Origin of the sequence: Propionibacterium sp. oral taxon 192 str. F0372, from assembly GCF_000413315.1 — a bacterium.
GTDB lineage: Bacteria > Actinomycetota > Actinomycetes > Propionibacteriales > Propionibacteriaceae > Brooklawnia.
The window spans coordinates 405,730-419,481 of the sequence record NZ_KE340297.1; the positions used below are offsets into that span (position 1 = coordinate 405,730).

The 13,752-nt window shown below is 61.8% G+C and carries 13 protein-coding genes; 1 reads left to right on the plus strand and 12 read right to left on the minus strand.

Annotation, left to right across the window (positions count from 1 at the left end):
* Positions 1-9: 9 nt before the first annotated feature.
* The 5 genes from pyrE to HMPREF1531_RS01950 form a co-directional block, all read right to left on the minus strand.
* Positions 10-549 carry an orotate phosphoribosyltransferase gene (gene pyrE / locus HMPREF1531_RS01930; protein WP_016668206.1) on the minus strand — a complete coding sequence of 180 codons (540 nt, stop codon included), beginning with the start codon at positions 547-549 and terminating at the stop codon, positions 10-12.
* Positions 550-598: 49 nt separating this feature from the next.
* The gene (locus HMPREF1531_RS01935; RefSeq protein WP_016668207.1) at positions 599-1,201 is read right to left on the minus strand and encodes a sortase domain-containing protein; all 603 of its coding nucleotides are present in this window, start codon (positions 1,199-1,201) and stop codon (positions 599-601) included.
* Between the two features lie 138 nt (positions 1,202-1,339).
* Positions 1,340-2,143: a spermidine synthase gene (locus HMPREF1531_RS01940; RefSeq protein WP_016668208.1), complete on the minus strand. Its 804-nt coding sequence runs from the start codon at positions 2,141-2,143 to the stop codon at positions 1,340-1,342.
* A gap of 169 nt (positions 2,144-2,312) precedes the next feature.
* Positions 2,313-4,892, minus strand: a complete 2,580-nt coding sequence (gene clpB / locus HMPREF1531_RS01945) for an ATP-dependent chaperone ClpB (protein ID WP_016668209.1) — start codon at positions 4,890-4,892, stop codon at positions 2,313-2,315.
* A 114-nt stretch (positions 4,893-5,006) separates the two neighbouring features.
* Positions 5,007-5,501, minus strand: a complete 495-nt coding sequence (locus tag HMPREF1531_RS01950) for a hypothetical protein (RefSeq protein ID WP_016668210.1) — start codon at positions 5,499-5,501, stop codon at positions 5,007-5,009.
* A 309-nt stretch (positions 5,502-5,810) separates the two neighbouring features.
* On the opposite strand from HMPREF1531_RS01950, the gene HMPREF1531_RS01955 reads away from it, so the two are divergent.
* Positions 5,811-6,416: a TetR/AcrR family transcriptional regulator gene (locus HMPREF1531_RS01955; RefSeq protein WP_016668211.1), complete on the plus strand. Its 606-nt coding sequence runs from the start codon at positions 5,811-5,813 to the stop codon at positions 6,414-6,416.
* A 366-nt stretch (positions 6,417-6,782) separates the two neighbouring features.
* Here the strand turns inward: HMPREF1531_RS01955 and HMPREF1531_RS01960 are convergent, their stop codons facing one another.
* The 7 genes from HMPREF1531_RS01960 to HMPREF1531_RS01990 form a co-directional block, all read right to left on the minus strand.
* Positions 6,783-7,742 carry an NADP-dependent oxidoreductase gene (locus tag HMPREF1531_RS01960; protein ID WP_016668212.1) on the minus strand — a complete coding sequence of 320 codons (960 nt, stop codon included), beginning with the start codon at positions 7,740-7,742 and terminating at the stop codon, positions 6,783-6,785.
* Complete coding sequence (locus HMPREF1531_RS01965; protein WP_016668213.1) at positions 7,732-8,370, minus strand: DUF3995 domain-containing protein; 639 nt, start codon at positions 8,368-8,370, stop codon at positions 7,732-7,734. The genes HMPREF1531_RS01960 and HMPREF1531_RS01965 overlap by 11 nt, the downstream gene beginning before the upstream one ends.
* A 212-nt stretch (positions 8,371-8,582) precedes the next feature.
* Positions 8,583-9,971 carry an aldehyde dehydrogenase family protein gene (locus HMPREF1531_RS01970; protein ID WP_016668214.1) on the minus strand — a complete coding sequence of 463 codons (1,389 nt, stop codon included), beginning with the start codon at positions 9,969-9,971 and terminating at the stop codon, positions 8,583-8,585.
* 347 nt (positions 9,972-10,318) lie between these two features.
* Positions 10,319-11,398 carry an inositol-3-phosphate synthase gene (locus HMPREF1531_RS01975; RefSeq protein ID WP_016668215.1) on the minus strand — a complete coding sequence of 360 codons (1,080 nt, stop codon included), beginning with the start codon at positions 11,396-11,398 and terminating at the stop codon, positions 10,319-10,321.
* Between the two features lie 168 nt (positions 11,399-11,566).
* Complete coding sequence (locus HMPREF1531_RS01980; protein ID WP_016668216.1) at positions 11,567-11,986, minus strand: heat shock protein transcriptional repressor HspR; 420 nt, start codon at positions 11,984-11,986, stop codon at positions 11,567-11,569.
* On the minus strand, positions 11,983-13,113 hold the full coding sequence (gene dnaJ / locus HMPREF1531_RS01985) for a molecular chaperone DnaJ (protein ID WP_016668217.1): 1,131 nt from the start codon (positions 13,111-13,113) through the stop codon (positions 11,983-11,985). The genes HMPREF1531_RS01980 and dnaJ overlap by 4 nt, the downstream gene beginning before the upstream one ends.
* 39 nt (positions 13,114-13,152) lie before the next feature.
* The gene (locus HMPREF1531_RS01990) at positions 13,153-13,740 is read right to left on the minus strand and encodes a nucleotide exchange factor GrpE (RefSeq protein WP_016668218.1); all 588 of its coding nucleotides are present in this window, start codon (positions 13,738-13,740) and stop codon (positions 13,153-13,155) included.
* Positions 13,741-13,752: the final 12 nt, after the last annotated feature.

Genomic DNA, 13,752 nt, shown 5'->3' on the forward strand with positions numbered 1-13,752 from the left:
ACGCAATGATCACACGTCGAGGTCATCAATGCCGTAGGCATAGCGGTAGGGCAGCCCTTCGGCCTCGACGGTCTCGGCTGCCCCAGTGTTGCGGTCGACGATCACCGCGACGCCGACCACCTCGGCGCCCTCATCACGCACCGCAGCGACTGCCTGCAGTGCAGAACCACCGGTGGTGGAAGTGTCCTCAACGACGAGCACCTTGCGACCTTTGATAGAGGGTCCTTCGATGCGCTTGTGCAGGCCGTGGGCCTTGGCCTCCTTGCGCACCACGAAGCAATCGAATTCCTTGCCCTCCGCGGCTGCCGAGTGCAGCATCGCGGCGGCCACCGGATCGGCCCCCATTGTCAGCCCGCCGACTGCGTCGAAATCCCAGTCGGCAACGAGTTCACGCATGATCTCGCCGACCATCGGCGCCGCCTTGCCATCCAAGGTCACCCGACGCATGTCGACGTAGTAGTCGGCCTCCCGCCCGGAGGCGAGGGTGACCTTGCCGCGCACGATGGCGAGCTCGTTGATCAGGTCGTTCAGCTGCTGGCGGGTCGTCATGCGCCCAAGTCTAGGGGCAGCCGTTGGTCCGCCGGGGTGCGGGTACTTCTCAGGACAAGAGTTTCGCAAATCCCACCGAGCGGTCGGCGCTGGGCACCAAGTCTTGGGATGTGATGAGGGTGAGCATGGATGCGGTCGGCATCTCGCCCGGAGAACCGGGGACTGCGTCGAGGACCCAGTCGTCGGTCTCGGCGACAGTGAGGTCCCTGGGCGCAACAACAATCTCATAGGTGAGTTCGGCATTGCAGGTGATGATCGTCACCTTGTTCCCCACATTGAGGTCGGTGAGGTGAGCGAAAGGCGCCCCATGGGTGGCTAGATGGGCGGTGAGCGCGGTGTTCCCTGGCTTACCAGGGGCAGCGGTGCCCGGGTACCAGCCGACGGCATGGGTGATGTCGTCGTCGCCGACTCCTGCCACGATGGGCCACTGGGTTCCTTGCCCCAGATCGAGCAGGCCAACCACCGATGACTGCTCCCCCGCCGGACAACTGTTGCGGAAATCGTCGCGCATCCGGGCAGCTTCCCGTTCGGCGACCCGAGTGGTGCCGACGTACAGCCAAGCGACCCAGCAGGCCAAGGCCAGCACGATGACCCCGAGAATGATCCAGGCGGTACGCAGTCCTCGCGTACGGGGCCCCGTGGTTCGGCTCATGCCCCTGATGTTAGAAGGAATCTGCCGGGGACGTGCGACGTTGCCTATTGCAGTTCATACCGTCACGAGATAGGGAAACTGTCACTCAGGCTGGATCGACCGCTCAGGCATGCAATCCATCGTCATGCATGAGGCAGCTCATTCGAAATGCATCAGCCCGCGTTCCACCTGCGGGGAGCCGACGGCATCAGCATCGCAGAAAGGTTCGGCCCCTCCGATGAAGGCATCAAGAGCATCCGAGTGAACCACCCGGTGGGGGAAGAACGATCCGGCGGCCCGGCGGATGACGACATCCAACGGTAACGGGTTATGGGAAGCTGCGATGAGCAGGTTCCCATGGCGACGCCCTTTGAGGGTAGCCGATTCTGCGGTGAGGGTGAGGTGGGCGTAGCGGGTGGCAAAGGTGGCCAGCAGGCGTTTGGTCCAGTCAAGCGGGGCGATATCGATCGCGTTGAACAGCACCAGCCCGTCGCCGGTGAGCACCCTGTCCACATCGGCGAGAAACTCCCGACTGACCAGGTCGGCGGGCACAGTGGCATCGGCGAAGGCATCGACGATGATGACTTTGGCATAGTCATCAGGCATCCGGGAGATGCCGGTTCGCCCGTCGATGGGACGTACCTTGATCCCGGATCGCTGGGCCAATGGCAACTCGGCCCGGACAAGCCGGGTGAGCTCAGCGTTGGGCTCCAGCACGATCTGTGGGGAAGTCGGGCGTTTGGCCGCGACATAGCGAGCCATGGTCATGGCCGCTCCCCCGACGTGGATCACCCGCATTCGTTGCCTGGGCGGGGCAATGGTGTTGAGGTAGTCGGCCATTCGCAGCATGTAGCCGAACTCCAGGCGGGTCGGATCATCCGGGTCAACCCAAGAATGTGCCACCCCGTCCATGACCACGACCCAGCCAGTCCCCGAGCGGATGATCTGCATGTCGCCGGTCATGGTCGCATCGTAGCGGCACGTCGCAGGTTGGTATCCGAGACAACCGGCCGATCAGGCAATGGGGCAGGCCGGATAGGAAGCGGGCGATGATCGTCCACATGCCAATGGGTCCCCACCGCTTCCTTCTGCGGCAGGGACCCGTTCACCTCGTGTACTGGCACAGGCATGTTCACGAGATGCTGGCGATCTCCAGTTCCCCGGCGTCGGTAACGTCGAACAGTACCGTCTGATCATCGGTCACCTGGCCTGCGAGCAACCTGCGGGCAAGCTGGTCCTCGACGGTGGACTGCAGCAGGCGACGCAGCGGGCGCGCCCCGTAGACCGGGTCGTAGCCACGATCGGCCAGCCACTCCAGCCCGCGGGAGCTGACATCGACGCGGATACGCCGGTCACCAAGCCGCCTGTTGATCCGCTGCAGATTGATTTCCACGATCTTGGCGAGATCCTCCCGGCTCAGCGCATCGAACATCACGATCTCGTCGAGCCGATTGAGGAACTCGGGGCGGAACGACTTGCGTACCACATCCATCACGGCATTGCGCTTGGCCTGGGCATCCAGGTTCGCGTCGGACAAGAAATTCGAGCCGAGGTTCGAGGTCATGATGAGGATCACGTTGCGGAAATCGACCGTGCGGCCCTGGCCGTCAGTCAGGCGGCCGTCGTCAAGCACCTGGAGCAAGATGTTGAAGACGTCGGGATGGGCCTTCTCCACCTCGTCGAGCAGCACCACCGAGTAAGGACGACGGCGCACCGCTTCGGTCAGCTGTCCACCCTCCTCATAGCCGATATACCCGGGAGGAGCTCCCACGAGCCGGGAGACCGAGTGCTTTTCCATGTACTCGGACATGTCGATGCGCACCATGGCGGTCTCATCGTCGAAGAGGAACTCAGCCAGTGCCTTGGCCAGCTCGGTCTTGCCGACGCCAGTGGGTCCGAGGAATAGGAAGGACCCGGTCGGACGGTTCGGGTCAGCAATCCCTGCTCGGGCGCGACGCACCGCATCAGCGACGGCCTTGACGGCCTTGGACTGGCCGATGAGCCGGGTCCCCAGCCGCGATTCCATCTCCAGCAGCTTGGTGGATTCCCCCTCCAACATCTTGCCGACGGGAATACCCGTCCAGGCCGAGATGACCTCGGCGACATCGGTGCTGGTGACCTCCTCGGAAACCATCGACTTCTTCTCACCAACGGTTTCCTGAGCATGCTCCATCTCCTTCTCCAGGGCAGGAATCTCCCCGTACAGGATCTGGGCCGATTTCTCCAGATTCCCCTCGCGCTGGTAGCGCTCGGCATCGGTGCGCAGGGCGTCGATCTGTTCCTTGAGCTCGCCTACCCGGTTCAGGCCACCCTTCTCCGCCTCCCACTGAGCTTCGAGGGAACGCAACTGCTCTTTGGCATCGGCAAGTTCCGCGTTGAGATGGTCGAGACGTACCTTGGAGCCCGCATCCTGCTCGGCACCCAGGGCAAACTGTTCCATGGTCAGCCGGTCGACTTGGCGCCGCAGCGCGTCGATTTCCTCGGGGGAGGAGTCGATCTCCATGCGCAGCCGCGAGGCGGCCTCGTCGATCAGGTCGATCGCCTTGTCGGGAAGCTGCCGGTTGGTGATGTAGCGGTTCGACAGGGTAGCCGCGGCAACCAGAGCGGAATCCGTGATGCGTACCTTGTGATGAGCCTCGTAGCGTTCCCGGATGCCACGCAGGATGGCGACGGTGTCATCGACCCCGGGCTCACCGACGTAGACCTGCTGGAAACGCCTTTCCAGTGCAGGATCTTTTTCGATGCGTTCCCGGTATTCGTCGAGGGTGGTGGCGCCGATGAGCCGCAGCTCACCGCGGGCGAGCATCGGCTTGAGCATATTCGAGGCATCCATCGCGCCCTCGGATGCACCGGCCCCCACCACGGTGTGCAATTCGTCAATGAAGGTGACGATCTGCCCCTCGGCTTCCTTAATCTCGTTGAGCACGGCCTTGAGTCGTTCCTCGAATTCACCGCGGTACTTGGCTCCGGCCACCATTGAGGCCAGGTCCAGGGAGACCACCCGGCGGTTGTGCAAGGAATCGGGCACATCGCCGGCGACGACGCGCTGGGCAAGCCCTTCCACGACGGCGGTCTTGCCGACGCCAGGTTCGCCGATGAGTACCGGGTTGTTCTTAGTGCGGCGGCTCAGCACCTGCACAACACGCCGGATTTCCTGGTCGCGCCCGATGACCGGATCGAGTTTGCCCTCGCGAGCACGTTCGGTGAGGTCAACAGAGTACTTGTCCAAGGCGGATTCCCCGCCCTCGGATTCGGCATTGGTCACGCGTTTGGTGCCACGGGCCTCGTTGAAGACTTCGGAGAGCTTGTCGGGAGTGGCACCAGCCTTGGTGAGGATGTCGGCGGCTGCCGAGGCAACCGTGGCCAAAGAGATAAGCAGGTGCTCGGTGGCAACGTACTGGTCACCGAGTTGCTCGGCCCGGGTCTGCGCGTCGGCCATCACCCGGGCGAATGCGCCGGACAGGGTTGGCTGGGCGACGGAGGAACCCGAGCTAGAAGGCAGGGATTTGATGGCAGCCTGTGCCTGGGCGTCGATCTGGTTCGCATCCACCCCGATCTTGGCGAGCAGTGGCGCGACGGAGTTGTCGGGGACCATCAACAGCGCGTGCAGCAGGTGTGCGGGCTCGGCACTGGGGTTCCCGTTGGTGAGTGCGAGCCGTAACGCGGTGGACACCGCGTCGCGGCTCATGGTGGTCAACTTCTCGTTGTCCATAGATTACCTCCGCGATTGAGTCCGAAGGTCTCCCGGTATCTTGAGTACCACCGGCTCAACCTTCGGAGTTGAGTCTACCTCACTCAACTCTACGAGACCGCTCATTATTCCCGGTCAGAACCCTGATTTCACGACGATGCCATGGGCCTGGCAGGCCGCCTTCAAGGCCTCCAGCGAGGACAGCGAAAGCCCGACCCGGAACGCTTTCGGCAGCGCAGGCTCGGGGCTTTCGTCGAAGAACACCCACTCCCCCGGGCGTCGCCCGTCCACCGTCGCCCGGATGCGTCCCCGGGTACGGACCGGCTCAAGGGTCTCGACGCGCAGCGCTTGCAGGGAATGCTGAGCGATTGTCACCGGATCACCCGCAACGGGAGTGACCGTTACCTCACCCTCGGCGAAGTCGATGCGCACCCCAGGCAGCACCCGCCACTCCAAGACCGCAGAGATCACCGACAACGCGATGATCAACGCACCCAGCACCTGGACCGATGCGATCCCTCCGCCAACCCACGCCGCCACCACCAATCCGATGCCGATCGTCAACCCAATCCCAGCCCAGATGAAGGCGGAGAACAGCTGGATCCCGGTTGGTCCGAGGCGCACAGTCATGGGCCCAGCATAGGAATAGCGAAGCCGAACAGATGAACCAGGGCAGGATCTGGGCGGCGTAAGTGGCATAGGGAGCAAACACCGCCCGCAAAGCGATACTCATGAACAGGGTGATCTCCTCGAAGCCACGAACCACGAAAAATATCACCACAATCTAGGGGGCTCGAATGCATTGCCCGCTCTAGAACTGACTGCTAAATTGATCACCGGAAGAAAGTCAGCTCACAACCCATGTTTGATACAACGTAACATCTCCCGAACCAATGCCCCTGGTTGAGTACCACCGTCAATAACTATCAAGGCACGCCGATGACCCAGCACCACACTCCCTCAAGCGCCATCGATTCCCGCAAAGCGAGAACCGACGCCCTTTTGGCGAGGATCGTTGATGAGCAACTCCGCAACCACGGATACGCCGGAGTGACGATAGAGCGCGTGTCGGATGCCTCCGGCGTGGCGAAGACGACAATCTATCGGCGGTGGCGTTCCAAGACTGAGATGCTCTTCGACCTGATGATTCACCGAATAACCCAGGAAGATCCCCTCGTGCCCGCCGAGAATCTCAAGGACGATGTCTTGAACCTCGCAAGGCGCGCGGTCACCTTGGTGGCCTCCTACCCCGGACGAGACATCCTCCCGGGACTACTTGCCGACGCAGCGACCGATCCGGATCTTGCGGAGCGGATCCGCACGACGTGGGTAACTCCCGCACGAGAAGTCCTCAAGCAGATCATCGGAACCACAGATCTGGGAATCGACTTCAGCGAATTGCACGCCACCTTGCTCGGAGTGCCGTACACGCGGGTGCACCTGTTGGGGGAAACTGATCTTGATGTGATCAGCCATGACCTCGCAGATCACCTCCTCGTACTCGCACGAAGCAGCGAACACTCCCCACACAGTAGCGAAAAATAATGTACCGGGCATCGCCAGAATTACCCGACATTCCGAGGAGATTGCTATACCACTTACGCATCGATCCACCTGTTTAATGCCCATATCTATCTCCGGAAAAACCCTATATCGCGAGTAGGAAGAATTCGAGTTATGACCCAACAGAGAAAACCACAACTCACAGACTTCCCGGCACGTCACGATCAGTAGGAAAGCAATGATATCGGTGAGACAGCGGTGCTCTGCCGACCACCGGTTTCGCCACCGCAGCCCTCACGTGGGCCGATTTGGGCCGCGACGATCTCAGCCTCAGGGAGCGGGATCAGGCTGAACCACATGCCCCACCCGCGATCATCGAGGAATTCGTGAGGACGAGGATGGTTGGTGTCAGGGGTTGACTGCCAAGACGATCTTGCCCACACCGTGACGTCCGGCGAGATCGTCATAGGCGGCTCGCACCTCGGTCATTGGGTAGACCGCACGGATCGGAAAGATAAGTTCTTGCCGGGCGATCAACTCGGCCAGTTTGGCGACCACTGCGGCTGGATCCTTGATGGCTGCCATACCCACCATCAGAGTTCCGTGACGCTGAGCAGCCTCGTAATCGATGATGGTGTTGATTCGGTGCTGCGGCACGCCCAACGAGACGGCGGCATCCACGTACCCATTGCCGAAACAGTCGAGGAACGCATCCACTCCATCAGGGGCGACAGCCCTGATCCGCTCAACGAGATCGTCGCCATAGGCCAACGGCTCCACACCAAGCCCACTCAAGACCTCGGCGCTTGATGGGCTGGCGATGCCGATGACCCGGGCACCAGCCCGTCGTGCCAGCTGTGAGGCGAGGATCCCTACGCCTCCCGCGGCTGCGGATATAACCACAGTATCCTTCTCGGATACGCCGACCGCATTCACGATCGCGTAGGCTGTCGTGCCAGAGACGTACAGACAACCAGCTACCTTCGGATCCAGCCCCTCCGGCAAAGCCACCAGGCGTGACTCATCAATGGTGACGAACTCCGCCTGGGAGCTGCGCTCGTCGCTCATCCCGATGACCAGCTGCCCGACGGACCACTGGGTCACGCTCTGCCCCAGTTCGGTGACCACGCCGGTGAAGTCACTGCCTTGGCCCTCATCCGGGAATCGCGCAGGAAACATCTTGCGCGCCATTGGATGCCCCTCCCGGATGATTATCTCCCCTGGATTGATCCCCGCATAGGCAACCGCCACCCGTACTTGGCTGGGACCACACGATGGGATCGGGACATTCCTGACCTCCAAGACGCAGGTGGAACCATAATCATCGAATCGAACGGCTTGCATGGTGCCAGCATTGTCAGCATTCATCTTGATTCCTCTCCATTGTTGGTGCACTTGTCAAACTGATGGACGACGCTGGGTTGTTGTCGTCCGGAGGCTCATGCGGACCCTCTTGCAGCGGCGAATTGGTTCTGTCGTACACCGAGATGTCCCGGCGGCCGCCGTCAGTTCGTTGACATCGCATGGCGTGCATGACCGTACCCAATCCCCACAACGCGAAGAGCAGATCCCAGATGGCCAGGTGACCCCACAGCACGACGAGTGCTGCGGGATCAGGATCCGGTTGATTCAACTCCATCCACAGACCAACACCGCTGCCCGTCATGGACACCGCGCCGTACAGCAGCAGACCCCCACCGAGCACCAGATCGGCTAACCGGATCAGAGCCCGAAGCCGCGGGGATCGCGGCACTCCCCACGTCTCAGCCACCAGCAGCACAACGACCGTCAGTTTCGCACCGGCTATCGCCCCAAGCAGCCCCATTCGTCCCCCCACCCCGAAACTTGCCACCTTGTCGGCGATGCTTCCAACCGTGCCGAGGAGAGCATCACTGCCCAGAGCCCAAGCGGCCGAGAAGCCCGTGTGGATCCCACCACACACCACAGCCAACCACAGCCAGGATGAACAACGAGTCCGGCCTAGAGATAGTGCCATCAGGGACTTCTCCCTGTCGTGCTGAGGGATTCGGCGAGGTTGCGGCAGCACATGAGGTCACCTCCCGGGGTCTGCCCACCAGAGAGCGTATCGGCTCCACCTATAATACTACGCTACGTTTCGTACGTATATTGATCGGCGACCTTGGCCGTCACCAGGATGCAGGCCAGCCCCACATGAAACCATCCGCCATGGCTCGACTATCTAGAAGATCACCTCAGCAGTCGCCTGATGATGCGTGTCTTGTAGCCATCGCCCTGGGGTGGGTAGACCAATGGCATTTCTTGTCCGGGCAGGTGAGACAACACCGACTTCGCATGCGTGAATGTGTCGAAGCTGTGACGCCCGTGGTACGCCCCCATGCCGGAGTTTCCCACGCCACCGAACGGCAGACCGGGGTGCGAGAACTGCATGATGGTGTCGTTGATGCATCCTCCACCAAAAGAGATCTGGCGAAGAACCTGACGAATCAGCGAACGATCGGCGGCGAAGATGTACAGCGCCAACGGTTTCTCGCCCGCATTGACGGCGTCGACCACGTCACGCTGGAATTCGGATCGACGGTAGCGGAGGACTGGCAGGATCGGACCGAAGATTTCGCCTTCCATCACCTGATCCCCCCACTCCACGTGGTCAAGGATGGTCGGAGCGATATACAGCTCATCCCTGTTGGACGCACCCCCGTGCACGATCCTGTTCCTTGCAGACGTCAGCAGATCATCAAGCCGATCCCAGTGAACCGAGGTCGCGATGCGGCCGTAATCGGGGCAGCTTGAGGGATCTTCGCCATAAAACTGCGTTGTCGCTCGACACAGTTGCTCAACGAACTCGTCATGAACCGTGTCCTCGACCAGGACGTAGTCCGGTGCCCCGCAGTTCTGGCCGGCGTTCAAGAATTTCCCCCAGACGATCTTGCGGGCAGCGGCGGGCAGATTTGCGGTGCGATCAACGATGGCTGGGGCCTTGCCACCGAGCTCGAGCGTCAAAGGAGTCAGGTTACGCCCTGCGGCCTCGGCAATCACCTTCCCGACCCGGGCACTGCCGGTGAAAAAGATGTAGTCGAATTGGTTCTCCAGCAGGTCAGCTGTCACCTCCTTCCCACCCTCCACAGCGACGACATACTCCGAAGGAAAAGTCTCGCTCAGCAACTGGGAGAGGACAGATGCGGTGTGCGGCGCTTGCTCAGAAGGCTTGACGACGCACGTATTTCCTCCCGCGATCGCCCCAATGAGCGGCTCGATAACCAGCTGGAAGGGATAGTTGAACGGGCCAATCACCAAAGTGACACCGTAGGGTTCCCGATAGATCCTGTTCACAGAAGGAAAAACGAAAAGTGACTGCCCAACGCGCCTGGGCCTGCTCCATCGAGCAACACTACGAGCAGCCTTGCGAATACTTCGCAAGGAAAACCCGATCTCCGTCGAGTAGGCCTCAAAGGTCCCCTTTCCGAGATCCTTCCTGAGGGCAACAGCAATGTCATCAGAGCGTCTGTCCACGACGGAGTACAACTGCTCCAGCTGCTGCCTGCGGAAGTCAACGTTCAAGGTGTCTCCGCGAGAGAAGTAGGATCTTTGATTCGAAACAAGTTGCGACGTGTCCATCACGACTCCACTCACATGGCCCAATTCAGTATTCAGGAATCCTGGTTGAGGCAGATTCCCCGTCTTTTCCAGTACATGTGCATCCCGGGGCCGGGTCAACCACACTCACGCTGGAACTTCCGGTAGATCATCGCAACCGATGATTACCGAGACGCTCTAGCCATCGAAGGTATTCGACACGCACCCACAACCAATGCCAGGCTCACCTACTGGTTGTGCGCCGAGTGCTGGACGTCGATGACGTAGTGGCCTTGGTGACAGAGCCTGATCGCCACAGCCTTCGCATCGACGCGCATATGGGATGGGTGCGTGGGATCCCGCTCGGGACCCACGCACCCATCCCATACTCAGCGCTCCACCTCACCGTTGATGAACGCCTCGGTCGAATCCATGGCGTACTCGTCCGGACGCTGCTCGGGCGGGGACTTCATGAAGAACGATGACGGGGACAGCAGCGGGCCCCCAATACCGCGGTCCAGACCGATCTTGGCGGCTCGGATGGCATCGATCACCACGCCTGCGGAGTTCGGGGAATCCCAGACCTCCAGCTTGTACTCCAAGGAAACCGGCGCCCCGCCAAAGTTGCGGCCTTCCAAACGTACGAAAGCGAACTTGCGGTCGTCGAGCCACCCCACGTAGTCGGAAGGACCGACGTGGATGTCTCTGTCCTCGAACTGCTTCTCAACGTTCGAGGTGACCGCCTGGGTCTTGGAGATCTTCTTGGACACCAGGCGCTCGCGTTCCAGCATGTTCTTGAAGTCCATGTTGCCACCAACATTGAGCTGGTAGGTGTGATCAATGGTGATGCCGCGTTCCTCGAACAGGCGGGCCAGCACCCGGTGGGTGATGGTGGCGCCGATCTGCGACTTGATGTCGTCGCCAACGATCGGCAGTCCTGCGTCGGTGAATTTCTGCGCCCACTGCGGATCCGATGCGATGAACACCGGAAGGCAGTTGACGAATGCGCATCCGGCGTCGATGGCGCACTGGGCATAAAATTTGTCCGCTTCCTCAGAGCCGACCGGTAGGTAGGAGACGACGACATCCACTTCGGCCGCCTTGAGGGCTGCCACAACGTCCACCGGGGGCTCAGCGGATTCAGTAACCGTCTCACGGTAGTATTTACCGAAACCATCAAGGGTTTCGCCGCGTTGGACGATCACCCCGGCAGGGGCCACGTCGGCGATCTTGATGGTGTTGTTCTCCGATGCACCGATCGCCTCCGACAGGTCGAGCCCCACCTTCGCGGCATCAATGTCGAAGGCCGCCACGAATTCGATGTCCGAGACGTGGTAGTCCCCGAACTGGACGTGCATCAAGCCGCCCACCCTGTCCGAGGGGTCAGCATCCGCGTAATGGGTCACACCTTGGACCAACGACGATGCACAGTTGCCGACGCCGACGATGGCGACGCGAATCTTGCTCATCTGTTCTCCTAGTCGATTGTCGGTGGCCCCACCTGGGTCGGCCACCCACCCAGACTCTAATAGCCAGTTGCGGCGGGGGCACGCCATTCAGGACTCAACCTCCCCCATTTGTCCCGGCCCCGCAGCGGCGCCGCATGTGCGGCACAACCGGCAGCTGACCCGCCAGCATCACATTTCGATAGCCCGCGGCCGGGGCATACGGCGATGACGGCTGTACCCAACCTCACCGTCGGGGCCCGCCAGGAAAACGCGCCGGGCCTCCTGCTCCTCGCTCATCCGGGTCACGATTCCAGCCAGCTGTTCTAATCTGCGCTGCGCCGCGTCAAGCTCATTCTGCAGGGCAAGGATGCGGCGGATGCCAACCAGGTTGATGCCCTCGTTCTGGGACAGGTGCTGCACCAGCCTGAGGCGCTGCACATCGCGCGGAGAGTAGCGACGTCCACCGCCCTTGGTGCGACGAGGCACCACCAGACCCTGCCTGTCGTAGGTACGCAGAGTCTGGGGGTGCATCTCGGCAAGCGTTGCCGCCACCGAGATGGTGAACACCGCGGCGTCCGGATCCATCAACTGTGGCAGCTGCTCGCTCATCGCTTGCGTCCCAGCATCTCGGCTCGGGGATTGGGTTCGGCGATAGTGTCGGCATAGGCACGTAGAGCCTCGGCTGCGGCCGGGCTCATCGTCGACGGCACTTGGACCTCGACACTCACCAGCAGGTCACCGGTCTTCGATCCCTTGGTCACCCCCCGGCCCCGCACCCGGAAGGTGCGCCCATTGGGGGTACCCGCCGGTATCCGTAGCTTCACGCTGCCGCCACCCATGGTCGGGACATCAATCTCCGCCCCCAGGGCCGCTTCGGCAAAGCTCACCGGCACTTGGACGGTGAGATCGTCGCCACTGCGACCAAATACCTTGTCGGGACGCACTCGCACCAGCACATAGAGGTCACCGTCAGGCCCACCATTGCTACCGGGAGAACCCTTTCCCTTGATCCGGATTCGTTGCCCATCGGCAACTCCGGCAGGAATCCGCACCTGGATGGTACGGCTGCTCGCGGCCCGGCCCGATCCGTGGCAGGTGGTGCAGGGGTCGTCGATCACCAGCCCGCGCCCACCACACTCATGGCAGGGCTGGGAGACCTGGAAGACTCCCCCGGCGGTAGTCTGTTCGGTTCCCGATCCCTGGCAAGCCGGGCACACCCGCGGCGCGGTTCCGGTCTTGGCACCGGTTCCATGGCAGGTCGGGCAGGCCTCTTCACTGATGGTGTGCACCCCGACGGTGGTGCCGTCCATCGCCTGCTGAAAGCTGATCGACACCTCACCCTCGATATCTGCACCCGCGCGTTGTCCACGTCCGGAACGCCGCCCAGATCCGCCACCACCGAAGAAATTGCCCAGCAGATCGGACAGATCGCCCCCGCCCATGCCACTGAATACATCCGAGGCCCCAGAACCACCGCCACGCGGGAAGCGGAACCCGCCGCTGAACAGCGAGCGCTGCTCATCGTATTCGCGGCGCTTCTGCGGATCGGACAGCACATCGTTGGCCTCGGAGGCCTCCTTGAAGCGTTGCTCCGCCTTCTTGTCCCCGGGGTGCTGGTCGGGGTGGTTCTCACGTGCGACCTTACGGAACGCTTTCTTGATCTGCTCTGGCTTCGCGTCCTTGGAGACGCCCAGAATCTTGTAGTAGTCCTTCTCAAGCCAGTCCTTGGCACTCATCGTGCGAACCTCCTTTCCCTTTCCCCTGGCACCAGGAGATCACTCGGCCGCTTCGTCATCGACCGGTTCGGTGGCCGGTACTGCGACGACGACCCGTGCCGGGCGCAACACCTGGTCACCGATCCGGTAGCCCACCTGCATGACCTCGTGAATAGACATCTCCTCGGCCTGGGGGGAGGGTACTTGCATCAAGGCCTCGTGCAGCCGGGGATCGAAGTTGTCGCCCACCTCACCGAAGGATTCGAAGCCGAAACGGGCCAGCACCCTGGTTAACTCGTCGGCAGTCAACTTGAAACCACCGGTCAGCTCATCATGCTTGCGTGCCTCGACGATGGAGTCGAAGACCGGCATGAGTTCGCGCATCACCATGTCGATGCCGCTCTGCCGGGCCAGCGATCGATCGCGATCAACCCGCTTCTTGTAGTTGGCGTACTCGGCCTGCAGCCGCTGGAGGTCCTCGGTGCGCTCGGTGACCAGCTTCTCCATCTCGGTGAGCGGATCAAGCAGTTCCTCCTCCGGCGCAGCCCCGGCCTCATCGGCCGGGGCTTGCGGAGCCGCAGTAGCGGCATCCTCTGCGGCGGAGCCCGGGGTCTCGAGGAAGTCCTCGTTGCCCTCAGGTTCAGTCATCGTGGATCAGCC

What these genes read in the sequence shown, in the direction of transcription:
- HMPREF1531_RS01970 (WP_016668214.1), bottom strand. Translation starts at nt 9,971, where the DNA reads ATGGACACGTCGCAACTTGTTTCGAATCAAAGATCCTACTTCTCTCGC.
- HMPREF1531_RS01990 (WP_016668218.1), bottom strand. Translation starts at nt 13,740, where the DNA reads ATGACTGAACCTGAGGGCAACGAGGACTTCCTCGAGACCCCGGGCTCC.
- clpB (WP_016668209.1), bottom strand. Translation starts at nt 4,892, where the DNA reads ATGGACAACGAGAAGTTGACCACCATGAGCCGCGACGCGGTGTCCACC.
- dnaJ (WP_016668217.1), bottom strand. Translation starts at nt 13,113, where the DNA reads ATGAGTGCCAAGGACTGGCTTGAGAAGGACTACTACAAGATTCTGGGC.
- HMPREF1531_RS01940 (WP_016668208.1), bottom strand. Translation starts at nt 2,143, where the DNA reads ATGACCGGCGACATGCAGATCATCCGCTCGGGGACTGGCTGGGTCGTG.
- HMPREF1531_RS01975 (WP_016668215.1), bottom strand. Translation starts at nt 11,398, where the DNA reads ATGAGCAAGATTCGCGTCGCCATCGTCGGCGTCGGCAACTGTGCATCG.
- HMPREF1531_RS01980 (WP_016668216.1), bottom strand. Translation starts at nt 11,986, where the DNA reads ATGAGCGAGCAGCTGCCACAGTTGATGGATCCGGACGCCGCGGTGTTC.
- HMPREF1531_RS01950 (WP_016668210.1), bottom strand. Translation starts at nt 5,501, where the DNA reads ATGACTGTGCGCCTCGGACCAACCGGGATCCAGCTGTTCTCCGCCTTC.
- HMPREF1531_RS01955 (WP_016668211.1), top strand. Translation starts at nt 5,811, where the DNA reads ATGACCCAGCACCACACTCCCTCAAGCGCCATCGATTCCCGCAAAGCG.
- HMPREF1531_RS01965 (WP_016668213.1), bottom strand. Translation starts at nt 8,370, where the DNA reads ATGGCACTATCTCTAGGCCGGACTCGTTGTTCATCCTGGCTGTGGTTG.
- pyrE (WP_016668206.1), bottom strand. Translation starts at nt 549, where the DNA reads ATGACGACCCGCCAGCAGCTGAACGACCTGATCAACGAGCTCGCCATC.
- HMPREF1531_RS01960 (WP_016668212.1), bottom strand. Translation starts at nt 7,742, where the DNA reads ATGAATGCTGACAATGCTGGCACCATGCAAGCCGTTCGATTCGATGAT.
- HMPREF1531_RS01935 (WP_016668207.1), bottom strand. Translation starts at nt 1,201, where the DNA reads ATGAGCCGAACCACGGGGCCCCGTACGCGAGGACTGCGTACCGCCTGG.